Source organism: Streptococcus hongkongensis (assembly GCF_053206145.1).
In genome coordinates this window covers 82,470-108,420 of sequence record NZ_JBRUGD010000001.1, presented here as the reverse complement: position 1 = coordinate 108,420, position 25,951 = coordinate 82,470, and the positions used below count along the sequence as shown (strand labels likewise).

The window sequence follows — 25,951 nt, the reverse complement described above, 5'->3', positions numbered from 1 at the left end:
AAGAACCCTGAGGTTCTTTTTATTTTCTGTTAAATGGAAATCTAATATGTTTAACGTTGTCAATTGTATCAGCAACTTTTTGATTAAATTCAACCGTGCGAAGGGTATCTTTATCTCTTAATTCTGTGCTTTTTTCTAAGACATTAATATCAGCAAAGTACAACTTTATGAGACTACCTTGTGGGTATTTGCCACTTTTAGGCGACATTGCAACAACTTCATTAAGTCGAAAGTCAGCTAAATGCTTATCCGGACGCGCTGGAATAGAAGCCACAATAAAACCTTGTTTCTCAAGATGCGCTTTAGCATCCTCTAGTGGGATATTGATAACATCATCTAGACGTCTTAAATTTTCTTGACGTTGGTGACGTTGATCCATATATTTTTCGACAATTGGTCGTGTATTATCCATTCCTTTGCCTATTAACTCGGTTGTATCTGGAATAACTGAAATTAATTTACCAAGAGCACCTAAAGAATTTGTAAGTCGTCTTTTTTTAACCATATTTTTCTCCCATCCAAGGATTGATAAGTTTATTATACCAAAATGCCCGAGTAATCCTAACAATAAAACTTACAAAACTGTAAGTTTCTTGATAGAAATTGTAAGATTGGGAGATTATCTTTCTCTTATAATAGTTAGTGTAAAAGGTTATAATAGAACAAGGAGATATGACATGTTATTAGAAATCAATCACTTACAAAAAAATTATCGAACACGCTTTTCAAAGGAAGTTACCCATGCCTTACAAGATATTGATTTTAAAGTAGATAATGGTGAATTTATTGCTATTATGGGGGAATCAGGATCAGGGAAAACTACACTACTAAATATTTTGGCAACCTTAGAAAAACCAACAAATGGAAGCGTTCTCTTGAATCAAGAAGATATTACGAAAATCAGAGAAAATCAACTTGCACAATTTCGCCTTCAAAATTTAGGATTTGTCTTTCAAGATTTTAATCTACTAGATACCTTATCTATAAAAGATAATATAGTTTTACCATTGGTTCTTGATCGTAAGCCGCACCAGGAAATGGAAAAACGCTTAAGCTCCATTGCTTCCAAACTGCGAATTGATAATCTGCTTAACAAACGTCCTTTTGAAATTTCAGGAGGACAGAAACAACGGGTTGCCATAGCTAGAAGTTTGATTACACAGCCTAAAATTTTACTTGCTGATGAACCAACTGCTGCATTAGATTACCGCAATTCAGAGGACTTACTTGATTTATTTGAAGAGATTAATATGGATGGACAAACAATCCTGATGGTGACACACTCTTCAAATGCCGCAAGTCATGCCAAACGAGTTCTCTTTATTAAAGATGGACGTATTTTCCATCAAATGTATCGTGGTAATAAATCTAACGCAGAATTTAGTAAATCCATATCATTGGCAATGACTGGCTTATTAGGAGGTGAATAAGATGTTCTACCTTAAATTAGCCTGGAATAATTTAAAGAAATCGAAAGAAGTAGTTGCACCATTCCTATTAGCAAGCACCGTTTTATTTGTCTTATGTGCTATCGTATCAATTATCTTATTTAGCCCTATCTCTTCAGATATGTCATATGGAAAAACCTTATTGACCTTGTCTATAGTTATTCTCAATATCTTTACCTTAATAATAGAAATCTATAGTTATAACTTCTATTTAAAGCAAAGGAGTCGGGAATTTGGTCTTTATAATATACTTGGAATGAATAAGAAACAAGTCGGTTTAGTAGCAAGTATCGAATTAATAATTATTCTAGTTTTTACTGTTGTATTAGGAAGTATTTTTTCTTACATCTTTTCAAAACTCTTTTATCTCATTTTTGTAAACTTATCTCATTTGAAGCAATTAACATTACCATTTGATATTAAGGGGTATCTAGTATCAACACTACTATTTATTATATTTTTCCTAGTATTAGAAATTGTCGGACTTCTAAAAATTAGAAAAACGTCGCCCCTATTACTTTTCCAAGATCAACAGCAAGGAGAATTGGAACCCAAAGGAAATATCATATTTGCCTTTTTGTCTCTCTTATCAATTGGATTTGGCTATTACTTATCAATCAGTTCAGCAAAAATTGCAGCATTAGCAGTATTATTTAGATTCTTTATAGCAGTAATCTGTGTCATTATTGGAACTTATCTTTTTTATATCTCATTTATGACCTGGTATTTAAAAGGTAAAAAAGCCAATAAAAACTATTTTTATAAACCTCAACATTTTGTCTCAACATCACAATTAATTTTTCGAATGAAACAAAATGCTCTTGGCTTAGCCAACATCACTTTACTAGCTTGTATGGCCTTCGTAACAATTGCAACATCAACAGCACTTTATACAAATACTGAAAGTTCAATTGATAAATTATTTCCTAAAAATACCTCATTTGGCTTTGTATCTGAGAAAGCAGAAGTAGCAAAGAAGAACTTTCAGAACTATGTTCAAAAGCCACTCCATTTAAACAAGGAAAATTATATAGATAGTAGTACCCTTATGTTAGGGATGCCTGGTGCTAAAGGTAGAGAAATAAAGGTTACAGCAGAATCTCTAAATCATCCCACCCCAACCAAAACTAGCTATACCTATATCTTAACAATTGAAGATTTGGAAAAATTTGGAAATAAAATACCAAATTTGAACTCAGACCAAGTTGCCTATTTCACACAAAAAGGGGACAGCCAGCTGAAGTCCATTAATTTCCTCGGGAAAAAATACCAGGTAATAAAAAACTACAAAAAAGTCTATTACCCTGACCTAACAAATACCTACTACCCATCATTAATTGTAGTCAAAGATCAGAAAGTTCTAAATCAGTTACTTAAAGCCGCTAACAGCAAACTGACCCATCAATTAACAGTTAAATATAAGGTCTATGCTGATTTAAAAGAATCACAATTACATCAAATCACTGATAAGACTGGTAATCTTAGTGATGGTGACAAGTTTCTTGCTCAAGTTGTTCCAAAAGAAAGCTTTAGAGATGAATCTTATGCACTCTTTGGTGGATTCCTCTTTACAGGTTTTCTACTGGGTCTAACATTTATTATGGGTGCTGCCTTAATCATCTACTATAAACAGTATACAGAAGGCCATCAGGACAAAAAATCTTATCAAATTTTACAAGAAGTTGGCATGAGTAAAAAACAAGTTAAGAAAACAATTAATTCACAAATTTTACTTGTCTTCTTTATGCCAATTACCATGGCAATCATCCACTTTTGTCTTGCTTTAGTAATGATTAAACAAATGCTTTTACTCTTTGGCGTTATTGATACAAATCTAATCTATATGGTTTGTGCAAGTACAATCGCAGTCATCATTGTGATTTACTTTATTATTTATAGCATCACCAGCCGCACTTATTACAAAATAATAGAAAGATAGAAAGAGGGCGATTTTTCGCCCCTTTTTTGTTAGAATAGTCATATGAAAACGCTAAAAAAACTATTTATTATCGAAGATGATGCCACAATAAAGAATATGCTAACGCAGCATTTAGCACAAGAATACCTAATAGCAAGTGTTCTAAATTTTAGGGATATTAAACGTGAAGTCATGGACTTTGCCCCAGATTTAATTCTAATGGATATTACCTTGCCCTACTATAATGGATTTTATTGGACCACCGAAATCAGAAAAGATTTAACTGTACCTATTATCTTTATTTCTAGTTCCTCTGATGAGATGGATGCGGTCATGGCCCTAAATATGGGTGGTGATGATTTCATCAGTAAACCTTTCTCACTGACAATACTAGATGCTAAGATTGCCGCCTTTCTAAGGCGTGCAAACCAGTTTGCCAAATCTGACCTGACTTTTCAATCCTTTACACTGACCTTCGATGGCAATTTGGCAACTAGTCAAGACCAAATTGCTTTGTCTCCGACTGAGCACAAGATTTTAGCTTTGCTATTTTCAAAACAAGGACAGGTAGTAACCAAGGAAGAAATTTTGACACATTTATGGGAAAACGATCAGTTCATTGATCAAAACACTCTGAATGTCAATATGACCAGACTTAGGAAAAGAGTTGCAGAGATTGGAATGAATCACATTCACACGGTGAGAGGAGTAGGATACGTACTGAAATGATTAGATTATTTATTAAAGAGTATAAATCATGGTATATTATATACTTTATCTTGTTTTTTCTTAATTTCTTAGTTTTTTATCTCTTCCACTTGCCACTGGATTATTTTATAACTGCTGGATGGGTTTCCTTAGGATTCTTAGTACTTTATACAGTTCCTAGTTACTTAAAATTCAAAAGTAAAATAGAAATTTTACAAAATTTTATTTATGTAAATGAATTAAATGAATTAAAGTCACCCAGCGAGCTAGCCTACTTGTCTGTCATCCAGAAGCAAATCAGTCAACATGAATTGTCACAACAGGACTTAATCAAACAAAAGGATAGCTTGAATCAAATGATTAAAATGTGGGTCCACCAAATGAAAATTCCACTGTCTGTTCTCTCACTAATGGATCAGACAAAGAGTTATGACATGGTAGAAGCCAAGATTCAGCTCTTTAAAATGGAAAATTATCTGAAGCAATTATTAACTTATTTGAAGTTTTCGGATTACAATGATGATTACATTTTTGAACAAGTAGAAGTAGCAGATCTAATTAAACAAATCATCAAAAGTTATGCTTATCTATGTATCTCTAAGGAAATTAGTATTAGCGTCACTGGTCAAAGTAAACTTAAAACAGATAAAAAATGGCTTAGTTTTGCTTTAGAACAAATAATTGATAATGCAATTAAGTATTCGAGGCATGGTGGAAGTATTGTAATTGAAATCCGAGATGATAGTATTAAAATATCAGATACAGGTATTGGAATACTTAATTCTGATTTAAATCGTATATTTGAAGATGGCTTCACTGGATATAACGGGCATGAACATCAAAAAGCCTCAGGTTTAGGGCTTTATATGACAAAAAGAGTCTTAAATAATCTGGAATTGGATATTGCCATTAAAAGTAAAGTTGAAAAAGGAACAAACGTTTTAATCACAAGGAGATCTAGGTAATGATAAAGAATAGTGACTATTCTCTCGACTCTTTATTTCAAAATAAAGAGGAACATGTATTAAAAATATACGAAATGCTTATTAAAGATATTCAGACATATGCTGAGCCAATGATTGAAGTGAAAAAAACAAGTTTACATATTGTTAAGAAACGAGCATTTTTAGGTGTTCATCCTAAGAAGAAATGGATAGATTTAAATATCGTAAGTGATCATCCACTGACCCATGAGCAGTTGACAAAAACAGAACAAATTTCAAAGAATCGTTACCACAATTCAATTCGAATACATCATGTTGATGATATTGATCAAGAATTATTAGACTTAATCAAAGAAGCATACCAAATGTAAAGAGGAGATTACTTATGCCAGAAATTTGGGATATATATGATAACCAACGGGTCAAAACCGGTCGTACAATGATTCGCGGGAATCAATTTAAAGAAGGTGACCTTCACTTAGTAGTTCATCTTTGTATTTTTAATACCAAAGGTGACATGTTGATTCAGCAACGCCAAAAAAATAAAGAAGGTTTTCCAAACATGTGGGATGTTTCCGTAGGTGGCAGTGCCTTAGCAGGCGAAACACCACAGCAAGCCATCATGAGAGAAGCTCAGGAAGAATTAGGAATCTCCATTGATTTATCTAAATCGAGACCGCAGTTTACTATAAATTTCGAGCAAGGCTTCGATGATACCTTTTTAGTTATTGCTGATGTCGATTTAAATAATCTGACCTTACAAGAAGAAGAAGTACAAGCTGTTAAGTGGGCTAGTCGTCAGGAAATTTTTCAAATGATGGCAGATGGAACATTTATCCCATACCACTTAGGTAAGGTTCAATTATGTTTTGATATGTTAGGTAGGTATGGAGCATTTAAATAAAATAGTAACTTGGAAAAGATTGAAGGGGAGTCGATGAGTTATATAAACAATAAAGAAAATGATCATCTCTATGAGCAGAATTTAGATCATGTATTACATGTTCTAAATCATTTTTTATGAAATGGGAGGAGGAAGCTGCCCAAGGCTTTACCAGTCTTGAACAAGTTATTAATCCATTCATTTACATCTATCCCTTTGAAAGTATTGCAGCAGTCAAAGCAAGTCCTAGAAAAGTAAAATTCCAAACATATAACATGCCCCTGCAAACTTATCATATTGGACATTTTGATTTTTTTGAATCAGCCCAGTATGATCATCAGTATGCTAAAAATAATCTCATAACTCAGCTAAATAATCTAGGCAAAACAAACGCTAGTGATTTTAGAAAAGTAAACTATAAAGAAGGCAATAGATTTGTTGACTGGGTAGTTGCATTAATCGGCATGACCATTCTCTTTTATATTATGGAAAAATATAGTTCAATTCTATTAGGAATAGGATTCTGTTTACTGTATTTATTGATTTATTTTACAAGTCGATATGTCATTGTAAACAATTTTCGCAAAGCCTCTGATAAAGACTTTCTTAAAGCCTATAATAAACTATTAACTGATACTGCACGAACAGTTGGCTATCAGGTGCAGCAAAATAAAATTATTTGGACTGATGACCCAAGTCAATTTAAAGAATTCTCAAAAGCACTTGTAGCAAAGTTAGAGGAAGGTGATGGACTAGCAAGAACTAATTTTTATAAAATAAAGTTTTTAATGGATAAAGCAAAGTGTTTATATACTTTAAAGCAATTTGATCAACTCAACCAATTGTTAGTAGATATGCATAGTCCTGAGTTACTTAAAAATAATGATGCAACGTCATTAATAATAGCTATTAAACAAATGGCATATTATTTTGATAAAAAAACATTATAAAAATGTAAAGAGCCTATTTCATAGGCTTTTTTTGACTTCGTGAAATATTTTTCAAAAAAACGTTAAAAAGTTCACAAAATCTATTGACAAAAATCGCTTACAAGAATATAGTAGTTACTATAAGTAGCTACTATATAAAACGAGGAGTAAATATGTTGGTTAAAAAAATGAAACAATTCGGCTATACCGAGTCTGAAACCAATATATACCTTAGTCTAGTGGAAAATGGTTCCATGACAGGGTATGAGGTCAGTAAAAAATCTGGTGTTCCTAGGTCTAAAGTTTATAATAATTTAGAAACTTTAGTGAAAAAGGGAGTCGTTTTAGTTAATAAAAGTGAACCAAAGATATACTCAGCCATTTCGCCAGAAGAATTTGTTAGCATGCTCAAACAAACGACACTTGGCGATATTCAATATTTAGATGATCACTTATCTGTTATTAAAGAAAAAGAAGACGATACCTTACTGTGGCAATTAGAAAATAAAGATGCAGTCCAACATAAAATGTTATATATGATTGAACATGCCAAAGAAAGTCTTTATATCCAAATATGGGAAGAGAGTTTAACTCCCACTATTATTAATGCTTTAAAAGAAGCAGAAGCCAGACTAGAAGTATTCGTTTGTATTTTATTTAGTCCCAGTGGTCATTATACTCTACCTTTTAAACGTTTTTACCCTCATGGATTCGAGACAGATAAACTTGAAGATATGGGTGGGCGTTGGGTTAACTTGATCTGCGATGATGATATTGTATTATTTGGGACCTTAGATCAAACATGTGATGTGATTTGGTCTCACAATAAAGCAATGCGTCTCTTAGCAAAAGAATATGTTAAACACGATGCATATACATTAAAGATCATTCAAGAACATGGTCAAGAATTGGCACGCGCCTATGGAAACGATTTTGAAGGTATCCGGAAAATATTCTAATGGAGAATACCATGACTTTCAAAAATCTATTATTATTTCTCGTTATCGTTGTCAATGCTTATTTTGCTTTTATTTTTATCAAAGACTTAATAAGCCATAAAAAAGAAGTAATGGCTGAACCTGCTAAAACAGGTGTGCTACCTATCAGTAGTGCTATTATTTTCTTCCTTTCAACTGTTGGTATTTCAGACTTCGCCATCAGTACCAGCTTGTATCCAAAACTTAATTGGACAAGTGTTAAAAAATTACCAGGAACTCTTAATACACAATGTACCATTCCTGTTGCTGTTATGGCACTTGCCTATATCACAAGCATCCAAGTTTCAATTGTGACATTAGTTGTTTGTATTATCAGCCAAATGGTTGGGTCATACTTTGGTGCAAAATTCGCTGTTAAGCTTCCAGCTGAAAAACTGAAATATTCTATTGGGATAGGTATGATTATTGCTGCCTTGATTATCTTCGGTGGTAAGTTTGGATGGTTACCTGGTGGTGGTAATGCTACTGAACTAACTGGCTTAAAACTTGTCATTGCGGCTATCGCGCTAGCCATTTTCGGAGCCTTAAACAACATCGGAATTGGATCATATGCCCTTACCATGATTACTGTTTACTTACTTGGCTTAAATCCAGCAGTCGCTTTCCCAATTATGATGGGTGCAGCAACTTTCTCAGTACCTGTTGGAAGTGTTCAATTTGTGAAATCAGGTGAGTACAGCCGTAAAATTACCCTTTTCACCTCGACTTTTGGTGTACTAGGCGTTCTCTGTGCAGTATTTGTTGTAACAAGCTTAAATGTCTCAATTCTTCAATGGTTTGTTGCCTTTATCTTGCTCTATAGTGCTTATGGCATGTTGAAAAAATAAGGAAAGAGGATTATTATGTTAATTTTAACTAAAAATGATATTCAAAAATGCTTTTCAATGACTGATGCTATTAAAGCAGCCAAAGAAGCCAGCAAATTATACACTAGTGGAAATGCAACTGTACCTCTACGCACTAACTTAGATGTAACTGATTTTAAAGGTCAAAGTCTTTATATGCCAGCTGTGACTAAAGGTGATCAAAATGCCCTAGGTGTGAAAATTGTTTCCGTCTATCCTGGTAATATTGACAAAGGGTTACCTTCTGTTCCAGCAACTATGGTTGCTTTGGATCCAGAAACAGGGATTGTCTCAGCTATCTTAGATGGTACTTATTTAACACAATTACGCACAGCTGCCATCCAAGGCGCTGCGACAGAAGAATTTTCAAATCCAGATGCAAAAATTGCTGGCTTAATTGGAACCGGTGGCCAAGGCTACCAACAAGCCATCGCCATGATGACCGCACGACAACTGGAAGGATTAAAAGTCTTTGATATTGATTTTGACCGTGCAAAAGCTTTTGCACAACAATTATCAGCAGATATGAAAGATACCTTTACTACAAAAATCTATGCTGTCCAAACAGCAAAAGAAGCAGTAGCAGATTCTGATATTGTCACAACAGTTACAACCTCAAAAGTTAATACCTTTAATGCTGAGGACGTGAAAGCTGGTGCCCATATCAATGGTATTGGTGCTTATACACCAGAAATGTTAGAGTTACCTAAAGAATTACTAGTCAAAGCTGATGCAGTTATCTTTGATACTAGTGATGGGGTCTTAGCAGAAGCAGGAGACATTCAAACACCTATCAAAGAAGGATTGCTTGAACTAACTGACTATACTGGAGAAATTGGCCAATTCTTATTAGGACAAATTCAGGGACGCCAATCAGCAAGTGATATCACAGTCTTTAAGAGTGTCGGTTCAGCAGTCTTAGATATCGTAACAGCTCAATTAATTGTCGAAAAAGCACAAGAAATAGGTATTGGAACCCAATTTGACATATAAAGAAAAAAACAAGCTCAGGCTTGTTTTTTGGTATAATAAATTTAAGATTGGATTTAGCATCCAAAATAACTTGAAAAAGGAGATTGGTATGACGGATAATATAAGCAAATCTTGGGATTATTTTTTTAAAGGCCAGTATGAAGAAGCTTACCAATTAGTAAAAATGATTTTCAACTAGAAAATTGCAAGAATTATAATTTTTTAAATCTAATGGGTTACCTCAATTTGCAATTTGAAAATTATGAGCAAGCTATCGAACTAATTCAAGAAGAAAAACAGATTATTGATAAATATTTTAAGGATGATTTGTTAAAAAATGCTGTTAATAATTATGAACAAGGCTTTTTGAGATTAAAGTTAGGTAATCATTACAAAGCTATGCTTTATATGCAATTATCACTTGAGCAGGCTTTGAAAACAGATGACCTTATTGCACAAGCATGTGCTTACAGGGGGGTGGGTGATATTTATCAAAGTAAAGGAAAAATAGAAGATGCAAGAATAGTATATAACCATGCCTATAAACTATTTGAAAAAGTAGGAGAAGACATTGGTCTTAAAGAAATTGAAATTAAATTAGGAGAATTACCATTTGAGTAAGTTAACCATTAAGAAGTATCAAAACTATTTAACAGAAGTCTACCAATTTCATAAAGGTGACCAAGGTCTATTTATGAAATTAGTTGAAGAAGTAGGAGAAGTTGCACAAGTATTAAATATAAAAAATGGACGTAAAAGTTCAGATATAAATCCTGCTGAAGCACTAGCCAAAGAATTATCAGACATTATTCACTATAGTATTGCAATTGCAGCTATAAATAATATTGATTTAGAAGCTGTCATTCTTGAAAAAGACAAAATGGCATCATTAAAATACGGAAGAAAAGAAAATTTACTAAATTATTTACAAAAAGAAAAGACAGCACTATGACCAATATTTTAGAAGTTTCCAGAATAAACACCTATGCTGATTCACGATTTTCTAAAGAAGCTCTAAATCAACACGGTTGCTTTTTAGTTAATCAAGAATTCCCATATGAAGTCAAAATTATCTCAAGCAAAAGTGCCATTATAACTGGACCAAATCCGGACCATTACTTAGCAGTTATTAACGAATTCCGTTTTAATGCAGAACATATTAATGAATTCTATGATAAGGAACATCAGCTTATTGTTCAGTTTAAACCTAAAGTTGTCCATCGCATTCCCATCCTAGAGATTCAGCCATCACAATTCTATATCAATCAAGAAAAATATCAGGCAGTAGCCTCATTTATCAATACAGCAGAAGATGTCATTGTTCCAGTTACTAAGGATAATCATGGACGATTCATTTCATTAGATGGACACAGTCGTTTAAAAGTTGCTTTGGATAAAGGCATTCAAGATGTTTATATATATGACAGCCAAGCTGATGCTTATATTTTCGATTTTGTCCAAGAAGCTAAGAAACGGCAGATAGAATCAATTTCTGATATGTCAGTTCTAAGCCATGCAGAATATCAAACCAAATGGATTGACTATTGCAATCATTACTTTAATAAGTAATCCCAATACGGATTGCTTTTTTATTACTCTGACCTTGTCCAATATGTTAAAATATAAGAAAATTACCTGAACAATTAGGTATTTATGATGATGAACACCTTAACTCTATTACACAAATTGCCAAAGCTCTCAAAAAAGATGGCAATAAAGCAATTCTCCAAATTCACCATGGCGGACGTGAAGCAATGGGCCGTGCTGCTAAAGGTAAAGAAGTCTTAGCACCTTCAGCAATTGATTATGATTTCCTAAATTATCCTGTTCGTGAAATGACTAATGAGGAAATTGAAGAGATTATCAAAGATTTCGGTCGTTCAACCAAGCGAGCAATCGATGCTGGATTTGATGGTGTTGAAATTCATGGAGCTAACCATTATGGCATTCAACAATTTTTCTCTGAATTTTCAAACCATAGAGAAGATAAATGGGGCGGCAGTCTCCAAAAACGAATGACTTTTCCATTAGCTGTAGTTGACGAAGTAAAACGTGTCATCGCTGAATACGCACCTGACAATTTCATCGTCGGTTATCGTTTTAGTCCAGAAGAAATTCATGATGAAACAGTTGGCTATACCTATCTTGAAGGCCTAGAACTAATCAAAGAAGTCATCAAACGCGAATTGGATTATATCCATCTTTCCTTATGGAATGGCTACGCTTCAACACCAATTGGTGGAGAGAAGAGCTTCGGTGAGTATTATCAAGAGATTCTAGATGCTCAGACAAAATTAATTTTGGTTGGTGGTGTTTTTGATCATGAAAGTGCACAAAACGCAGTTGAAACATACTGTGATTTAATTGCTGTTGGCCGCGGAACTCTAATAGATCCAGAATTTGGTAAGAAAATTTCCGAAGGCAAAGGCGATACCATTATCCATGAAATCACTCCAGAACAAGTAAAAAATGTTCATTGGACTTCAGGATTAAAAAATGTCTACACCGCACCAGAAGGAACAAGTTTACCACCATTATCAAATGGGGAAAGTATCAAATAAATACAACAAAAAAAGTGGACTATTGACAGTTCACTTTTTTAAAGTTATAATAATTTACATAAATATAGTTATGTCATAATTTATCTAGAGCATTTTTTTGTTCGTCATTGACGATATGGGTATAGAGGTCAGTAACCTGTGTAGAGGCATGGCCTAATTGGTGGCTGACTAAGACTTGGGACTTAGTTGCATCATACAGCCTGGTTGCCAGTGTATGGCGTAGTTTATGGGGCGTCACTCGGATTTTGAAGTCTTGTGAGTACTTAGCAACCAGTTTTTCTATAGAAGAGGCATCAATTCGATTAGGAACACCACGATACTCCGTTAGAAAGAAAGCAAGGTCTTGTTTTTCCGCCTTGTAACGGTTCTTGCGGATAGCCAAGTAGTTCTCGAGGTATGGTTTAGCAAAGCCAGCAACGTTAACTGAGTCACGTTTGCCACCCTTACGGGTTACTTCGATGACCATCATTTTCAAGTTTAGGTCCTTCATGTCAAGGTTTACAGCTTCTGAAAGTCGAACGCCGGATGCAAGAAGTAGTGCAATAATAGCAAGATCACGTTCCTTATTTTTTCGGAAAGATGATTTAGCCCTGTTTGACAGCAAATTCTCGTATTCATTATCGACGTACTCCAGAAATTCCATGGTTTCATCGCCTAAAAAGAGTTTTTGCTTGATATTTTCCGCACGTGAGGCTAAGGTTTCTTTTTTCTTCTTTGTAGAGACCTTTTTCATAACATTTCGGTAGAAATAAGGTTCTCCTTGGTCATTTTCAACCTCCTCAGTCAAATACTTGTAGAGACTAGATAAGGCTGACAAAGTTCTGTTAATGGTTGTTTGCGAAACACCAGACTTAGTTGAGTAAGTATTAAGAGAAGGACGTTCCCGTAAGTAGAGAACAAAAGCCTCCATATCTTTCTTAGTCAGATGTTCTAAAGTAGATAAATCAATATCAGCAATTTTAGCAGCATTTGAGATATCAGCATCAATTAACCAATCAAAGAAACGTTTATATTCCTTAAGATATTCATATAAAGTTGTAAAACTGTAAGGCACTGATAATTTGGACTGATAATATTCCAAAACATACCAAGGCATAATCGTTTTATATTCTTCAATTTTTTCTAAAAGTAAGTCACGTCTCATATATATTTTCCTTAGATAGCCTTTTTCATAAGGCTTTTTCTGTATTGTTTATAATAGAAGTATATCACACCCTTATATTTTTTTCAAGAAAATTACAGTTTTTCGGAAAGATGTTATGAGGGATATATGGGAATATCTTCATTCCCAATCCCTTGTTATTATTGAACAAATCAGCAAACAGATAAGTTTCTTAAAAAAATTCTACTCTTTCTTTTTTCGGAATGGCATGCGCATCGTTCTTTGGTTCTTTGACCCAACTTGAATATGAATTCTACATCGTCAATTGTCTTGAGCTGAGATGCTCTTTACTAATGAAATAAATTTCTTGCTAAAATGCTCAATTGAATCTCCACTCTTTAGTTGACTTTATTATATAGCACTATTTTATCTGGTTTACCTTTATAACATGATGTAATTATTTGTGATTACTGATAGGTAAAATGATTTGAAATTGTCTTAGGATGGCAATCTCAGCATTAATTGTTTATTACTAAACAGAATACAATTTCTTTTTAAACTACAATTCTAACTTATAAAGATATTCTGAACTTGTTTCTTTTGCATTTTTGTTCAAACGATTGTCAGAAACAGATTGTTTTATCATTCCTAATTGTTCCATCAACTGATATGAGGCCTGATTTTGGCTGTCACAATGAGCAATAAAAGTTGTTATATGAAAATGTTTTAAAAAATAATTTATGGCATATTTTGCTGCTTCAAGCGCAAATCCTTTTCCCCAATACTCTCTACTTAGTATCCAACCAATTTCAACAAATGGCTCATCAACATCTTTTGATAAACTTAAACCACCAATATGCTGTTTATTAATTAGTATTGCAAAGTCGAGTTCAAAATTCTCTTCAGTATAGTGTTTCCAGTTGGATTCACATTTCTCGATAAAGCGCTTTGTCTCTTCGAGTCTATTATTAGGTAAATTTAACATATATTGATTTGCATCTCTATCTGACGCATAGTTATGAGTAGACATAAGAAATTCACTAGTCATAGGTACCAGTAATAGTCTATCTGTAGTTATAGTAAACATTTTTTCACCTCCATTATGAGTTGAGCAATAAGTGATTATTGTAGTTTATTCAACTCTTTAATATAACTTCTAACTATGGTACCACAATTCTTACAAATATCATGATATATCTGAATACTGCTAGTTGTTAGTATCTTATCAGTTGGTAGCAAACCAGCATAACCTTTATTTTGTCTAAACGTTACAAACTCTTCCTCTTGACAGTAATTACAATTTATATTTTCCACGCTATTTCTCATTTCTTAATTGAAACAGTTCTTCTACTTTTAAATTAAATATTTTTGCTATTTTTAGAGCCATTTCTAGGGAGGGGTTATACTTATTATTTTCTAGATGACTTATTATTTTCTAGATGACCTATTGTTTCTCGTCTAACACCTATCAAATTAGCAAGTTCTAGTTGTGTCATATTTTTATTTTGTAAGATAATTGTATATCTCTAAAAGGGAATCTACCAAGAACACCGATAAGGCTATAGCCCCAGCTACAAAAATTGATTCAATAAAATATTTTCCTGACAGACCAGGATTTCCTTGGATATAATAATATGCAATGCGATAAACCCCTGCTCCAGGAACTAAAGGAAAATAGCTTGGTATATAGAAGACTGTGACAGGTGACTTCAGGACACGCGCAGCAATTTGTGACAAAAAAGCTATTACAATCCCACCACACAGGGTGGCTAAACCAATTTGTGTATAGGATAAGGCTAGAAGATAAACCAGATAGCCAGCAGCTCCTATAAAACCAGTCTGATATGCCACGTGACGAGGAGTCTCAAGTAGTACACCTGATGTAACTGTGGCAACATAGGCACCAATTATCTGTAAAATCATACCCATGTGATAATTCCTTTCGCAATAAAGAGACCTAAGGCAACACCCACACCTAAACTAACCGCAATAATTAAAGCTTCAACAATTTTAGTGATACCCGATCCGTAATCACCTTTAAATGAATCACGAAATCCATTGGTAAAGGCCGTCCCAGGAAATAAAGGCATCAGAACTGAAATAACCACAATATCAAATGATGGATTTGGCATTTTGAGCAAATAAATAATAATCGGAATAACTGTTGCTACTAAAAGGGTTGCTACTGTTCCAAAAATAAAATCATTTAAGGCTAAAAATTCCTTTAATTTATAGGAAAAGAGTAAAAGAAAGGCCGCAATCACTGAAAGGAAGATTTCGTTCATATCTCCACCAAGCAAGACGGCAAATGAAATCACCAAGAGAATTGTTGAAACACCAACAACTCTACTAGAGTAATTTTTCTTATCCATGCGCATTAGTTTGGCATAGGCTTCTTCAAACGTGATTTTATTGGAAGTCAAATCACGTGAAATCTGATTAACGATGTGAATTTTTCGTAAATTGGTATCACGCTTAGTTATCCGTTTGATCAGTGTAATTGGCTCATCCAAGTCTGGGCCATCTAAGGTGATAAAGAGACCTGTTGTATTGGCGAAGACCTCAGTTATTGGTTGTTGACTCACTTGCAGCATGCGCTGAACGGTACTTTCCACGCGGTAGCACTCGGCGTTGGATTCTAACATCTCAATACCTGCCTGCATAGCAACCTTTACTATGTATTTGTTATAATTTTCTGTCATTAATTTTCATTACCTAAGTATGTTAGTATTGCAACTACTGCTGCTTGGGTACCTGTTGTTAGGCTTGGCTGAATGGCTGGCGCAAACTTGGGATTATGATTGACATAAACCATTTGATCCTCTGTAAAGCCACCGAATTCCCAGTAAAAATACGGAATACCAAATTCTCTTGGGATATATGAATAATCCTCGGAGGCAGTCATTGGCTTGTAAGAATTAGTGCCTTCTTCCCCTAAATAGATTTTAAAGGAGTGGCTTACCTACTTTTCTATTTTATCATCATTATCAGTCAAAGGAAAGAGGTCGTAAACTTCTATTTCGGGATTCTCTAGACAGTTTTCTGCTTGGCTGTCTAATCTACTTATTTATATTTTTTCTGAAATGGGTCTTGACTCGTTTATTCTAACAGCTCAAAGCTTGCTATTCTTACTCTCTTGGCTAAGAATAAAAAGGCTGAAATCATTTTTTCAACCTTTTTATTTTGGCATCTATTAATCTTCGTTAGGGTCATTTTTGGCATCTTCATGTGTTTTATGAATGGTTCCTGGAATGTGATCAGGACCTGCATAGATTGAATATAGTTTAAGAGTTGTATCTCCAGTATTAGTAACATTGTGCCAAGTATCAGCTGGAACGAGAATAACATCATCAGCTGAAACCTCTTGTTCAACTGTGAGATTATCTTTCGCATCTCCCATTTGACATAATCCTTTACCCTCTTCAATGCGTAAAAATTGATCAATTCCCATATGAACCTCTAAGCCGATATCATCACCTGGTTCGATTGCCATTAAAGTAACTTGAAGCTTTTCACCTGTCCAAATTGTCGTACGATAATTATCGTTTTCTTTAGTGTAATCTTCAATATTGACAATAAACTTTTCTTTTCCATGATCCTTATAATCAAATGTCATCTGAAAGACCTCCCTTTTTATAATTAGATTAATTCTAATTAATCTATACTATAGTAATACCACAAAAACGCTTACAAATCAAAAGAAAAGATTTTTTGAGTTGTCACAGTCCTCTTGTAATGTAACTATTAAAAAATCTCCATTTAAAAGCGAGGTTAAGAATTTAGTTTAACTAAGGTTTTTCCAATTGAGTTCCCATTTTTTACTTTTTTTAGAGCTTCATTAATATCTTCAAAATCATAAACACGATCTATAGCAATTGGAAATGGCTGCTGCTGATAAATTTCATTTACTTCTCTTAACTGTTTTCCGTTGGCACTGACAAAGATAAAATCATAAGTTTGATTATTTTTGGCTGCTAAACGATCCAATCGGTAACCAATTAAGGTAAAAAGGAAGAGTTTGATAGGTGATAAGAACATACTCTTAGCGAATGCTCTATTTGGCAATCCTTTTAAACTGACTAATTTTCCCCCTTTTTTCAAAATAGAAAATTGCCTTAGTGTTTCTTCCCCTCCAAGAGTATCAATAACATAATCAACTTCTGAAACTAACTTAGTATAATCTTCTTTTTTGTAATCAATAAAATAATCCACCCCAAGAGCTTTTAATCTTTCTTCACTCTTCCCATTGCCACTCGCAATAACGGTTAGACCTTTTGATTTTGCCAGGGGAATCGCTAGCGCACCAAAGCTACCACTTGCTCCAGAGATGAAAATTGTTTTACCTTTTTTCACTTGACATTTTTCAAAGGCTTGCAAAGCTGTCAGAGCAGCTAAGGGAATAGTTGCCGCTTCTTTTAAGGTTAAATTCTCAGGTATCAAGGCTAAATCAATTTCTGATAAGGCAATATAGTCAGCAAATGCTCCTGCTTGATCTAAAGGAGTTTTGGTATAAACGTGATCACCAACTGCAAATGCCTTGACTTTTTCGCCTACAGCTTCTACTACACCGGAAAGCTCTTGTCCTGCAGTAATTGGTAATTTGTAAGGGAGAATAGCTTTAACTTTCCCTTGGGCAATCATATAATCAACTGGATTGATACCTGCATAAGCAACTTTTACTAGAACTTCACAATCTTTAATGATTGGTTTTTCAATGTGAGTAATTTGTAAAACCGGTCCTTGTTTAGAATAGGACAGTAATTGTGCTGCTTTCATTTCCTCTCTCTTTCTATGTGAACAATTCTCCATATGTCTCTTTAATATAGGCTAATTCTAATTTTTACAATTATATCATTTTTCACATAACAATCAAACTATCTGACTATTAAAAATGGGATTTAAGCCATTCAGACACTGTTTTTAATGAAAATCTAAGATTCTCTTCATTAGAATTCACTATTTTTCATTTCATCAATAAGATACCTTAAATTAGTGTTTTAAATGACTATTTTTCTTTGTCTTTTATGACTCTACACTTATTATACGCGGTGAATTCTAGACAAATATTAAATTTTCAGATACACTTGCTATAAGGTGTCATCGTTAGCTTGCTCTAATCATTGAAACTAAAAAAAGTTTTAAAAGGATAGGAAATATATGCTCAATAAGATTAAAGAATTTGCACAGCGAGAAAAGTCCTCTAAGGCGAGCATTGCTCAGGCTATTTTAGAGCATCTAGGAACGATTGAACAACTGTCTCTTGAGGATTTAGCCTGCTTAAGTTTTACTTCCAAGTCTAGTGTCGTTCGGTTTGCGCAAGCTTTAGGCTATAAAGGTTGGACTGACTTTTTACCTGTTCTTCTGTCAGAACGCTATTATTCTGAAACGCATTATTCTGCTATAGATCATAGTCTTCCATTTAATGAGAAAGATAGCCTCAGTGATGTTATTCAAAAGATAGCCACTATTGAAAAAGAAAGTATCCAAGATACAGCAGATAAATTATCCGAAGTAGAGCTAAATAAAGCGACTACTTTTCTAAAAAAATCCAATCGTGTTCTTGTTTTTGGATTGAGTCCCAATGACTATATTGCCCACCTTTTTAAACGCAATATGTTGACTATTGGCAAAAATATTGAGATTGCAAATAGTAGTGAATTTGGACTAATGGCACATTCTTTAACAGCTAATGATTTAGCTATTATCATCTCTTATTCAGGCAATTCTAAACATAATGAATCACTGCGTCACCTTGACCATTTACGAGAGCAAAAGGTTCCTGTTATTGGTTTGACCAGTGAAAATGGGAGTTACCTGAAAGAACGCACGGATGCCTGTTTCATTATTTGTACCAAAGAAGATAAACAAAAGAAAATCGGAAATTTTTCTACGGAAGAATCTATTCTGTTTATTTTAAACACTCTCTATGCCGTCTACTTCAAACAAGATTACTTTAGAAATTATGTTCGAAAACTAAATCTAGCTTCTTCCTTAGAACATGATCGTTAAAAAATAGAGTCTGAGAATTTATGATATACTCTCCTTATAGTAGACAGTGAACAAACAAAAATTCACTAGAAACTATAAGGAGAGTATATCATTTATGTCCCAAACTCTATTAATATCTCTAAACTATCATTGATTACAATAATTGTTTGGCTTCAGTCACTGTAACTTGAAGCACTTCTCTTATAAATGGGTATTTTTCTTTCATTTCATCGAACCAAGCTCCTTCAGATAGGAAGCTAGCACTACCGTGAATTCTAAAACCTGTCCCTTGATAACCATTGAAACCTTCAACCTGACGCGCAGCTAACGTCAAAATCAACTGATTATTGACAATGATATCTTCTTGCGTTGAATGCATACCAGCCACTGGAATTAGAATAATATTGTCATCTTTTAAAACTAGGTAAGAATTCCATGTACATGTTACATGTGGTTCAACATTCCCCCAACTTGTAATTGAAACTGGACCTTCGTATTTTAATACGTCATAAAACGTCTTTGTAAACATATCTTCTCCTTTAGTGTTGTGCACGAATAAAATGACTAATAAAAAGAATAATCAAAATCCCAAAAATGATGATTGGAAGGGCATAATACCATTTTTTAGGCTTGCCATTTAGCCACATCGTTTCAGATTGCTTTTGTGAGTCAGACCAAATACCTTCAGGAATAAGTTTAATTAAGAAATACATGAGTAGCGGCAAGATCACAATATCATCTAAATACCCTATAAAAGGAATAAAGTCTGGTATGAGATCAATTGGAGACAAAGCATAGGCAACAATGACTAGTGCTAAAAGTTTTGCCAAAAGAGGTGTACCTGGGTTTTTCATCGCTAAAAAGACAGCTGGTAAATCCTTTTTCAAGTGCTTAAAGCGTCTCACTAATTTGAACTTACTACGTTTTTTCTTAACCAACTGTTCTCCTATTTCACTGTTGCTTGGTTGGCTTTTAAAAAAGCCTCTTGACTTACTTGTTGGCAAAGTTTACCAATTAAGTCATAAGGGATGGTTTTCATATTTTTAAACCGAATACATGATTTACCAATATCTGGCTTTGTCTTCATATATAAGGGATATTGCATCACAAACCATTCCCTAATATGCTCAAACATATAAATGCCATTATGATAGATGGCGATATGATTCTTTTGTGAACCAATCGTAATAAAAGCCAGATCATCCTCTGGATGACAATGATAGCCTTCTGGAAAAAGATCACGAGGGACTACATAAGAAATCATCTGATATTGTAACTTTTCATCATATCGATCTGGCAAATGCTCTTTGATTACTTGTCTCAACTTATTGATAACCTCTCTTCGATCATCAGGCAAGGCCTCTAGGTACTCTTCAATACTGTCTACTTGGTATTGCATGGTCTTGTCTCCTTTTCTCTGGTAAACATATTATAACGGTAAGCAGGTAAAATGTCCTGAAAAAAGATTATCTGTGATGCTCAATTAACAAAAAAGCCCATAAGATTATAGACCTTTTGTATTGGCTAATTTTTCTTATTTTTGCCATTCTTCCATCTGACGGATGCCTTCTTCAATGATTTCGATTTGGCGAATTGTCTCTTCGTCTTTAACAACTTTTTCTTTACCTAAGATAATAGTGTCATGAACGGCTTGGTACATACGGGCATAGCTACCTGTTTCAGAAATAACTTTTTCTTCATGGTATTGGCCATTATCATCCATATAAGTAAGCGTGCCATAATGTTCTGGGCTGTCTAGACCAAAGTCAGCATTATCCGGCATATAAAAACGTTTCAAGTCATCTTCTTGACGGTCTTTCGTTGCTTTTACGAACATCCCTTTCTTACCATAAACGACAAAACTTGGGCGTTCTTTGATACGGAAATAACTGGATTTGATCGAAACTTTCTTAGCACCATAATAGAAGTCAAGGTCAAAATAGTCATTCATTCTTCCTTTGCCTAATAGCTGGCGCACGTCATAGTGAACTGATTCTGGCATACCAAAATAGGAAATCACTTGGTCAATAGTGTGACAAGCATGGCCGTAGAGATAACTGGTATTTATAGAAAATGCTTGTGTATTTTCAGGAATTTCCGGACGGAAATAATCAAAATGCATTTCCACTTCTAGAATATCCCCTAAAACACCACTGTTAATCACTTTTTGAACGGTTAGGAAGTCTGAATCAAAGCGACGGTTTTGGTAGGCTTGAACAAAAATGCCTTTTTCTTTGGCAATCGCGAATAATTCTTTGGCTTGCGCTGCTGTTTCCGTGAAGGGTTTTTCAACCAAGGTATTTTTCCCAGCTAGTAAACATTGTTTTGCGACAGTGTAATGTGCTGAAGGAGGGATTGATAAAATAACTAACTGAATTTCTGGATCTTCTAAAACATCTTCAATTTTATCGGTGTACTTAACGCCTTCAATTGGTTCCCAAGGACTTGCTACTGGTGAGTAGATGGTTTTGATTGTGATGTCATCTAATTGGTTAACAAATGGAATATGGTAACGATTGGCACTTTTTCCATTTCCTATATAAGCAATAGTTAGCATGGTGAAGTCTCCTATTTTTTTATAATTGATTTGATAGCTTATTTAAAAAAGAATTTTTTCACAAAATTAAGCTAAATTAATGATACGCCATCTAATGAAAAATGTCAAAAAATCTAATACTTTTTTACGACAAAAGTCTTGAATTTGCCAAATGAATTTGTTATACTTTGGTAAAGTTATAACTTTACCAAAGGAGTTGCAATATGTTTTCAGGTAAACTGTTAAAGAAAATTCGGCAAGAACATAAAATGAGCCAAGAACAATTAGGTCACCATTTAGGTGTTAATAAAATGACCATCTCTAATTGGGAAAAAGATAAGAATAGTCCCAATCAAAAGCATTTAACTGAGTTAGTGACACTATTTAAGGTAGATCAAGACTACTTTCAGCATTACCAAGAAATCATCATCCCCTATAAACAGTTAAGCCAACAAAATCAAGCTAAGGTTGTTACCTATTCAGAAAAATTATTAGCACAAGAAAACAAGATTATTACCTTACCAAGTAAAGAAAAAGAACTCTTCTCTTACCGTGTTTATGAAAGTTTATCAGCCGGTACTGGTTACTCATACTTCGGAGATGGCAATTACGACGTTGTTTTCTATGATGAACAAATGGACTATGATTTTGCTTCTTGGGTATTTGGTGATTCTATGGAACCAACCTACCTTAACGGCGAGGTCGTACTGATCAAACAAGAAGGCTTTGATTATGACGGTGCTATTTATGCTGTCGAGTGGGATGGACAAACTTATGTCAAAAAAGTCTACCGTGAAGAAGAGGGCTTACGTTTAGTTTCGCTCAATAAAAAATATTCTGATAAATTCGCACCATTTGATGAAAACCCTCGTATCATTGGTAAAATTATTGCTAACTTTATGCCTTTAGAGGTATAGGATGTGATGCCCCTAATTGATTACACACGAGAGCCACATTCTGATATTGCTTTTGTGGATATGAAATCTTTCTATGCCAGCCTTGAATGTGTAGAAAGAGGGTTAAATCCACTGACAACATCTCTTTGCGTGATGAGCCGTTCAGCTAATAGTAATGGATTAATCTTAGCGTCTTCTCCTACTTTTAAGCGTATCTTTGGGCAGGAAAATGTTGGACGCTCTTATGATCTTCCTTTCGATATCCATACCAGACGCTTTAATTATCACGTCGCTAAACGCAATGGTTGGCAAGTAACGGAAGAGTTCGTTCGTTATATTGAAACCTGGGCGAAACATACCTATATCGTTTCGCCTAGGATGGCTCTTTATATTGAGAAGAATATTGCTATTCAGCATATCTTTCAAGAGTTCGCTGCTCCTTCTGATATCTTGCCTTATTCCATCGATGAAGCCTTCCTTGATTTGAGCTCATCACTTAATTATTTCATAACTGATCACCGGTTGTCCCGTAAAGAAAAACTCGAATCACTAGCCAAGTGGATTCAATATCGGATTTGGAAAGACTTGCAGTTAATTTCGACTATTGGCCTTAGCAATGCTAATCCCTTACTGGCTAAATTAGCTTTAGATAATGAGGCTAAACATACTCAAAATATGTTGGCTAATTGGTCTTATCAAGATGTTCCTAGCAAAGTGTGGCAAATTAAAAAGATGACTGATTTTTGGGGAATTGGCTCGCGCACTGAAAAAAGACTTTTAGCAATGGGGATTCCTAGCATCAAAGCCTTAGCTAATAGCAATCCAGATTATTTAAAAAAAGAATTAGGAGTCATGGGCTTGCAACTCTGGTTTCATGCTAATGGCGTTGATGAAAGTAATGTTCATCAACCCTATCACCCTCATTCAAACGGCACAGCTATCAATTTGATTATTTCAGTCGAAACTACCGATGTTTTGAGGAAGATTTCTATAAATGCTCAGCCTTACGGATTCCTCTGACTTTCTTAACAGATGATATCCTATCTAGTATGTCCTCTTCTAAGCAAAGCTATTTTAAATTAAATAAAGAAAATGCTTCAGATAAAAAAGATCACTACTTCTATTTCCAAGAAATCCCTAGTCCTGATAACCCGAATAATATCTTGTACCACTATCTTGAAACTAGCCTAGAACTCAAAGAGCTAGAAAATCGAGATAAAGTTGGTTAAAAAAACACACTTTCTTTAAAGAAGGTGTGTTTCATTGTTTATAGAGGCTTATTTACCATGAAAATTCTTCAAAGTAAACGCGCTCTGGGTCAATATCATTAGCTGCCAAAACCTTTTGCCAATGCCTACCCATTGCAATTGGTCCACCAATTAAAATAACAAAGTTTGATGAGGTGTCTGGTAATTGTGACACAATATAATCATCTGAATAGCGTCCAACCTGGTAATTCACTTTAAAGTTAGGACGTTTCTGCCAATCGGCTAACCTGTCTTGATAAAGCAGTTTACCATCCGTTTTGACGGTATAAAAGAATTGCGTGGCAAGATTGGGGTTTCCTTCGATAATTGAAAATAAAGGAACAACACCAATCCCACCACCAATAATAAAGAGCTGATCAGCCTTATATTTATCAATCAAAGACTGATAAAGGCCAAAACCACCATCAACTCGAATCAAACTATCTACCGGAACATTGACAAGATTTTTGGTAAAATCACCATCGCCACGAATAGCAAATTCTAAAGTATCTGAGTTAACAGGGTTATTGAGTACTGAAAATGGATGTGGTTCACTCATGCCAGCTATCTCAGGAAAAGAAATAAAGGCATAATCACCAGCTTTTAGGCGCAAATGAGGTCGTCTTGGCAATTTAACAGTTAACTGTCTGACGTTTGACAAAACTTCATCATTGGCTACTAGCTGTGCTTTAATCCCATGAGCTTTAGGTTTAAAATGAAACCATAGGTAAGAGAAAAAAACAAAAACAGTTGATAACCATATCAGAATCATAAATGGTTTAATCAAAACAATGTAAGCAATTAGTTGAATATGAATAAAAACTAATAAAGTAGCAATTAGATTCAAACGGTGTAGCCAAAGAGTTAATTCATGTTTGAAAAATTTTTCTAGTCCCTCTTTAATGACTTGTAACACAGGAATTCGAGTTGTCAGCCAACCTGCTAAAAAAATTAAGGAATAAGCAGCTAAACCAAGAAAGATAATGAAGGCTGTATCCCCAGTCCATTTAATAAGACCTTGAGAATTGTCTAACTCTTTATGAAAAAAAGCTAGTATCAGAGCTATCAGACTCAACATCCCGTGAATCATGTAGGCTTTTGGAAGACCAATCAAATGGTCTAACCATTTAGGTTTTATACTGATATAAATAGCAACTAACATCCAAAGGTAGGCTAAAGCACCAATTTGAATGCCAAAGCTATTTGCCCCTGTAGGTAGGCCAGCTTTTAAGGTGTATAAGGTGGGTAAAGGTAAGATAAATAAAATGACCAACCAGATGAGGACTGTATTGTTTAATAATTTTTTAGCCATGGTGAAATTCTCCTAATTGAAAGATTGTCTTAGCTTGACCCGAAAGATAAAGTCCTGAGAGACGATGCTTTGAAATAATCTGATTAAAATGATACTCATTAGACGCTAAACCGACAGTAGCCCAAATATCAACCATTCCAAGATTATCTCCTAAAATGGTGACTTGTTTAATCTTTGATCCTTCTTCTTGAAAGGTATGGTGTCCGCGCTTTGAAAATCCGGAGGTTGCTAAAGCCCCGTTAGCAAGTTGATAAATAGCAATAACTTTGTTTAAATGATCTGGGTCTTCAATAGCGAGTGTCCATCTGAATTCTGATTTAGGATCCGTAAAAAATTGCATATCACCACCTCCATTTAAACAGACGGCAATGATTTCTGGTACATCAAGCAAGGTTTGAAGGTAAGTTGTTACAATCTTTTCAATTGCCCAGCCTTTGATATAGCCTGTTGGATCATAATCACCTTTATAGAATGGATCAAAACGGCCATCCGTTTCAAGTGTCACCCGTTCTAAACGACTGTAAATGGATTGAAACTCCAGATGATCTAGTAAAATGGATTCTTGACCAGCATTAAAACGGTTAACTAGGCTATCACTAATAAAAGGTTACAGTCTTTTTCATAGAGTTCTCTTCAAATTATTCTAAATTTTTAATGATTAAAG

At 34.4% G+C, this 25,951-nt stretch carries 28 protein-coding genes and 5 pseudogenes; 18 read left to right on the top strand and 15 right to left on the bottom strand.

Features of this window, described 5'->3' with window-relative positions:
- Positions 1-19: 19 nt before the first annotated feature.
- The gene (locus tag ACVRZD_RS00540; RefSeq protein WP_037624549.1) at positions 20-505 is read right to left on the bottom strand and encodes a PASTA domain-containing protein; all 486 of its coding nucleotides are present in this window, start codon (positions 503-505) and stop codon (positions 20-22) included.
- A 172-nt stretch (positions 506-677) separates the two neighbouring features.
- Here ACVRZD_RS00540 and ACVRZD_RS00535 point away from each other — a divergent pair, with 172 nt between their 5' ends.
- The 14 genes and pseudogenes from ACVRZD_RS00535 to ACVRZD_RS00470 form a co-directional block, all read left to right on the top strand.
- Complete coding sequence (locus ACVRZD_RS00535; protein ID WP_037624547.1) at positions 678-1,430, top strand: ABC transporter ATP-binding protein; 753 nt, start codon at positions 678-680, stop codon at positions 1,428-1,430.
- A 1-nt stretch (position 1,431) separates the two neighbouring features.
- Positions 1,432-3,387, top strand: coding sequence for an ABC transporter permease (locus ACVRZD_RS00530; RefSeq protein WP_447450160.1), 1,956 nt, complete (start codon positions 1,432-1,434; stop codon positions 3,385-3,387).
- A 42-nt stretch (positions 3,388-3,429) separates the two neighbouring features.
- A complete protein-coding gene (locus ACVRZD_RS00525) occupies positions 3,430-4,095 on the top strand; it encodes a response regulator transcription factor (protein WP_037624545.1) in 666 nt (221 codons plus the stop codon).
- Complete coding sequence (locus ACVRZD_RS00520; protein WP_037624543.1) at positions 4,092-5,039, top strand: sensor histidine kinase; 948 nt, start codon at positions 4,092-4,094, stop codon at positions 5,037-5,039. The genes ACVRZD_RS00525 and ACVRZD_RS00520 overlap by 4 nt, the downstream gene beginning before the upstream one ends.
- Entirely contained in the window at positions 5,039-5,389 is a 351-nt protein-coding gene (locus ACVRZD_RS00515; RefSeq protein ID WP_037624541.1) for a DUF5655 domain-containing protein, read from the top strand. Before ACVRZD_RS00520 ends, ACVRZD_RS00515 begins: the two co-directional genes overlap by 1 nt.
- A 14-nt stretch (positions 5,390-5,403) precedes the next feature.
- A complete protein-coding gene (locus tag ACVRZD_RS00510; RefSeq protein WP_037624539.1) occupies positions 5,404-5,922 on the top strand; it encodes an NUDIX hydrolase in 519 nt (172 codons plus the stop codon).
- Positions 5,923-6,038: 116 nt separating this feature from the next.
- Positions 6,039-6,851, top strand: coding sequence for a hypothetical protein (locus ACVRZD_RS00505; protein ID WP_037624537.1), 813 nt, complete (start codon positions 6,039-6,041; stop codon positions 6,849-6,851).
- Between the two features lie 152 nt (positions 6,852-7,003).
- Entirely contained in the window at positions 7,004-7,789 is a 786-nt protein-coding gene (locus ACVRZD_RS00500; protein ID WP_037624536.1) for a TrmB family transcriptional regulator, read from the top strand.
- An 11-nt stretch (positions 7,790-7,800) separates the two neighbouring features.
- Positions 7,801-8,655, top strand: a complete 855-nt coding sequence (locus ACVRZD_RS00495) for a sulfite exporter TauE/SafE family protein (RefSeq protein WP_447450159.1) — start codon at positions 7,801-7,803, stop codon at positions 8,653-8,655.
- 15 nt (positions 8,656-8,670) lie between these two features.
- Positions 8,671-9,666 carry an ornithine cyclodeaminase gene (locus ACVRZD_RS00490; RefSeq protein WP_037624534.1) on the top strand — a complete coding sequence of 332 codons (996 nt, stop codon included), beginning with the start codon at positions 8,671-8,673 and terminating at the stop codon, positions 9,664-9,666.
- A gap of 225 nt (positions 9,667-9,891) precedes the next feature.
- Positions 9,892-10,266: a tetratricopeptide repeat protein gene (locus ACVRZD_RS00485; protein ID WP_230588918.1), complete on the top strand. Its 375-nt coding sequence runs from the start codon at positions 9,892-9,894 to the stop codon at positions 10,264-10,266.
- On the top strand, positions 10,259-10,597 hold the full coding sequence (locus tag ACVRZD_RS00480; RefSeq protein ID WP_037624533.1) for a MazG nucleotide pyrophosphohydrolase domain-containing protein: 339 nt from the start codon (positions 10,259-10,261) through the stop codon (positions 10,595-10,597). The genes ACVRZD_RS00485 and ACVRZD_RS00480 overlap by 8 nt, the downstream gene beginning before the upstream one ends.
- Positions 10,594-11,214 (top strand): hypothetical protein, encoded by a 621-nt coding sequence (locus tag ACVRZD_RS00475; RefSeq protein ID WP_037624532.1) that lies wholly within the window; start codon positions 10,594-10,596, stop codon positions 11,212-11,214. Before ACVRZD_RS00480 ends, ACVRZD_RS00475 begins: the two co-directional genes overlap by 4 nt.
- Positions 11,215-11,279: 65 nt before the next feature.
- Positions 11,280-12,206, top strand: a pseudogene (locus tag ACVRZD_RS00470) (oxidoreductase); the annotation flags it as partial.
- Between the two features lie 73 nt (positions 12,207-12,279).
- Here ACVRZD_RS00470 and xerS read toward each other — a convergent pair.
- From xerS to ACVRZD_RS00430, 8 genes and pseudogenes are all read right to left on the bottom strand, one after another.
- Positions 12,280-13,350 carry a tyrosine recombinase XerS gene (gene xerS / locus ACVRZD_RS00465; protein ID WP_447450158.1) on the bottom strand — a complete coding sequence of 357 codons (1,071 nt, stop codon included), beginning with the start codon at positions 13,348-13,350 and terminating at the stop codon, positions 12,280-12,282.
- Between the two features lie 517 nt (positions 13,351-13,867).
- A complete protein-coding gene (locus ACVRZD_RS00460) occupies positions 13,868-14,395 on the bottom strand; it encodes a GNAT family N-acetyltransferase (RefSeq protein WP_037624531.1) in 528 nt (175 codons plus the stop codon).
- 228 nt (positions 14,396-14,623) lie between these two features.
- Positions 14,624-14,804 (bottom strand): annotated as a pseudogene (locus tag ACVRZD_RS00455) (helix-turn-helix transcriptional regulator).
- 4 nt (positions 14,805-14,808) lie between these two features.
- A complete protein-coding gene (locus ACVRZD_RS00450) occupies positions 14,809-15,237 on the bottom strand; it encodes a threonine/serine exporter family protein (RefSeq protein WP_037624529.1) in 429 nt (142 codons plus the stop codon).
- Positions 15,228-16,010: a threonine/serine exporter family protein gene (locus ACVRZD_RS00445; protein WP_447450157.1), complete on the bottom strand. Its 783-nt coding sequence runs from the start codon at positions 16,008-16,010 to the stop codon at positions 15,228-15,230. Before ACVRZD_RS00445 ends, ACVRZD_RS00450 begins: the two co-directional genes overlap by 10 nt.
- Positions 16,010-16,357, bottom strand: a pseudogene (locus ACVRZD_RS00440) (amidohydrolase); the annotation flags it as partial. The pseudogene ACVRZD_RS00440 and the gene ACVRZD_RS00445, both read right to left, overlap by 1 nt.
- 144 nt (positions 16,358-16,501) lie before the next feature.
- Positions 16,502-16,924: a cupin domain-containing protein gene (locus ACVRZD_RS00435; protein WP_037624526.1), complete on the bottom strand. Its 423-nt coding sequence runs from the start codon at positions 16,922-16,924 to the stop codon at positions 16,502-16,504.
- A gap of 155 nt (positions 16,925-17,079) precedes the next feature.
- Positions 17,080-18,084 carry an NADP-dependent oxidoreductase gene (locus tag ACVRZD_RS00430; protein ID WP_037624524.1) on the bottom strand — a complete coding sequence of 335 codons (1,005 nt, stop codon included), beginning with the start codon at positions 18,082-18,084 and terminating at the stop codon, positions 17,080-17,082.
- 381 nt (positions 18,085-18,465) lie between these two features.
- Between ACVRZD_RS00430 and ACVRZD_RS00425 the strand changes: the two genes are divergently transcribed.
- Positions 18,466-19,317, top strand: coding sequence for a MurR/RpiR family transcriptional regulator (locus ACVRZD_RS00425; RefSeq protein WP_037624523.1), 852 nt, complete (start codon positions 18,466-18,468; stop codon positions 19,315-19,317).
- A 133-nt stretch (positions 19,318-19,450) separates the two neighbouring features.
- Here the strand turns inward: ACVRZD_RS00425 and ACVRZD_RS00420 are convergent, their stop codons facing one another.
- The 4 genes from ACVRZD_RS00420 to ACVRZD_RS00405 all read right to left on the bottom strand — a co-directional run bounded on the left by ACVRZD_RS00420 (position 19,451) and on the right by ACVRZD_RS00405 (position 21,853).
- The gene (locus ACVRZD_RS00420) at positions 19,451-19,825 is read right to left on the bottom strand and encodes a pyridoxamine 5'-phosphate oxidase family protein (protein WP_037624521.1); all 375 of its coding nucleotides are present in this window, start codon (positions 19,823-19,825) and stop codon (positions 19,451-19,453) included.
- Positions 19,826-19,835: 10 nt separating this feature from the next.
- Positions 19,836-20,234: a YkvA family protein gene (locus tag ACVRZD_RS00415; protein ID WP_447450156.1), complete on the bottom strand. Its 399-nt coding sequence runs from the start codon at positions 20,232-20,234 to the stop codon at positions 19,836-19,838.
- Between the two features lie 8 nt (positions 20,235-20,242).
- Complete coding sequence (locus ACVRZD_RS00410) at positions 20,243-20,695, bottom strand: DUF1801 domain-containing protein (protein ID WP_037624519.1); 453 nt, start codon at positions 20,693-20,695, stop codon at positions 20,243-20,245.
- A 135-nt stretch (positions 20,696-20,830) separates the two neighbouring features.
- Positions 20,831-21,853: a Gfo/Idh/MocA family oxidoreductase gene (locus tag ACVRZD_RS00405; protein WP_037624518.1), complete on the bottom strand. Its 1,023-nt coding sequence runs from the start codon at positions 21,851-21,853 to the stop codon at positions 20,831-20,833.
- Between the two features lie 203 nt (positions 21,854-22,056).
- Between ACVRZD_RS00405 and ACVRZD_RS00400 the strand changes: the two genes are divergently transcribed.
- The 3 genes and pseudogenes from ACVRZD_RS00400 to ACVRZD_RS00390 all read left to right on the top strand — a co-directional run.
- Positions 22,057-22,749, top strand: a complete 693-nt coding sequence (locus tag ACVRZD_RS00400) for a LexA family transcriptional regulator (RefSeq protein ID WP_037624516.1) — start codon at positions 22,057-22,059, stop codon at positions 22,747-22,749.
- A gap of 6 nt (positions 22,750-22,755) precedes the next feature.
- Positions 22,756-23,682, top strand: a pseudogene (locus ACVRZD_RS00395) (Y-family DNA polymerase); the annotation flags it as partial.
- A gap of 47 nt (positions 23,683-23,729) precedes the next feature.
- A pseudogene (locus tag ACVRZD_RS00390) lies at positions 23,730-23,957 on the top strand (DUF5960 family protein); the annotation flags it as partial.
- 52 nt (positions 23,958-24,009) lie between these two features.
- Here ACVRZD_RS00390 and ACVRZD_RS00385 read toward each other — a convergent pair.
- Positions 24,010-25,287 carry an FAD-binding oxidoreductase gene (locus ACVRZD_RS00385; RefSeq protein WP_447450155.1) on the bottom strand — a complete coding sequence of 426 codons (1,278 nt, stop codon included), beginning with the start codon at positions 25,285-25,287 and terminating at the stop codon, positions 24,010-24,012.
- Positions 25,280-25,792, bottom strand: a complete 513-nt coding sequence (locus tag ACVRZD_RS00380) for an FAD:protein FMN transferase (protein WP_052128091.1) — start codon at positions 25,790-25,792, stop codon at positions 25,280-25,282. The genes ACVRZD_RS00385 and ACVRZD_RS00380 overlap by 8 nt, the downstream gene beginning before the upstream one ends.
- Positions 25,793-25,951 lie beyond the last annotated feature (159 nt).

Bases quoted from the DNA above. Each gene is read 5' to 3' on its own strand.
- ACVRZD_RS00525 (WP_037624545.1), top strand. From the start codon at position 3,430: ATGAAAACGCTAAAAAAACTATTTATTATCGAAGATGATGCCACAATA.
- ACVRZD_RS00535 (WP_037624547.1), top strand. From the start codon at position 678: ATGTTATTAGAAATCAATCACTTACAAAAAAATTATCGAACACGCTTT.
- xerS (WP_447450158.1), bottom strand. From the start codon at position 13,350: ATGAGACGTGACTTACTTTTAGAAAAAATTGAAGAATATAAAACGATT.
- ACVRZD_RS00475 (WP_037624532.1), top strand. From the start codon at position 10,594: ATGACCAATATTTTAGAAGTTTCCAGAATAAACACCTATGCTGATTCA.
- ACVRZD_RS00520 (WP_037624543.1), top strand. From the start codon at position 4,092: ATGATTAGATTATTTATTAAAGAGTATAAATCATGGTATATTATATAC.
- ACVRZD_RS00410 (WP_037624519.1), bottom strand. From the start codon at position 20,695: ATGCAATACCAAGTAGACAGTATTGAAGAGTACCTAGAGGCCTTGCCT.
- ACVRZD_RS00430 (WP_037624524.1), bottom strand. From the start codon at position 18,084: ATGAAAGCAGCACAATTACTGTCCTATTCTAAACAAGGACCGGTTTTA.
- ACVRZD_RS00490 (WP_037624534.1), top strand. From the start codon at position 8,671: ATGTTAATTTTAACTAAAAATGATATTCAAAAATGCTTTTCAATGACT.
- ACVRZD_RS00450 (WP_037624529.1), bottom strand. From the start codon at position 15,237: ATGGGTATGATTTTACAGATAATTGGTGCCTATGTTGCCACAGTTACA.
- ACVRZD_RS00435 (WP_037624526.1), bottom strand. From the start codon at position 16,924: ATGACATTTGATTATAAGGATCATGGAAAAGAAAAGTTTATTGTCAAT.
- ACVRZD_RS00385 (WP_447450155.1), bottom strand. From the start codon at position 25,287: ATGGCTAAAAAATTATTAAACAATACAGTCCTCATCTGGTTGGTCATT.
- ACVRZD_RS00425 (WP_037624523.1), top strand. From the start codon at position 18,466: ATGCTCAATAAGATTAAAGAATTTGCACAGCGAGAAAAGTCCTCTAAG.
- ACVRZD_RS00495 (WP_447450159.1), top strand. From the start codon at position 7,801: ATGACTTTCAAAAATCTATTATTATTTCTCGTTATCGTTGTCAATGCT.
- ACVRZD_RS00515 (WP_037624541.1), top strand. From the start codon at position 5,039: ATGATAAAGAATAGTGACTATTCTCTCGACTCTTTATTTCAAAATAAA.
- ACVRZD_RS00510 (WP_037624539.1), top strand. From the start codon at position 5,404: ATGCCAGAAATTTGGGATATATATGATAACCAACGGGTCAAAACCGGT.
- ACVRZD_RS00420 (WP_037624521.1), bottom strand. From the start codon at position 19,825: ATGTTTACAAAGACGTTTTATGACGTATTAAAATACGAAGGTCCAGTT.
- ACVRZD_RS00500 (WP_037624536.1), top strand. From the start codon at position 7,004: ATGTTGGTTAAAAAAATGAAACAATTCGGCTATACCGAGTCTGAAACC.
- ACVRZD_RS00505 (WP_037624537.1), top strand. From the start codon at position 6,039: ATGAAATGGGAGGAGGAAGCTGCCCAAGGCTTTACCAGTCTTGAACAA.
- ACVRZD_RS00445 (WP_447450157.1), bottom strand. From the start codon at position 16,010: ATGACAGAAAATTATAACAAATACATAGTAAAGGTTGCTATGCAGGCA.
- ACVRZD_RS00405 (WP_037624518.1), bottom strand. From the start codon at position 21,853: ATGCTAACTATTGCTTATATAGGAAATGGAAAAAGTGCCAATCGTTAC.
- ACVRZD_RS00400 (WP_037624516.1), top strand. From the start codon at position 22,057: ATGTTTTCAGGTAAACTGTTAAAGAAAATTCGGCAAGAACATAAAATG.
- ACVRZD_RS00530 (WP_447450160.1), top strand. From the start codon at position 1,432: ATGTTCTACCTTAAATTAGCCTGGAATAATTTAAAGAAATCGAAAGAA.
- ACVRZD_RS00460 (WP_037624531.1), bottom strand. From the start codon at position 14,395: ATGTTTACTATAACTACAGATAGACTATTACTGGTACCTATGACTAGT.
- ACVRZD_RS00540 (WP_037624549.1), bottom strand. From the start codon at position 505: ATGGTTAAAAAAAGACGACTTACAAATTCTTTAGGTGCTCTTGGTAAA.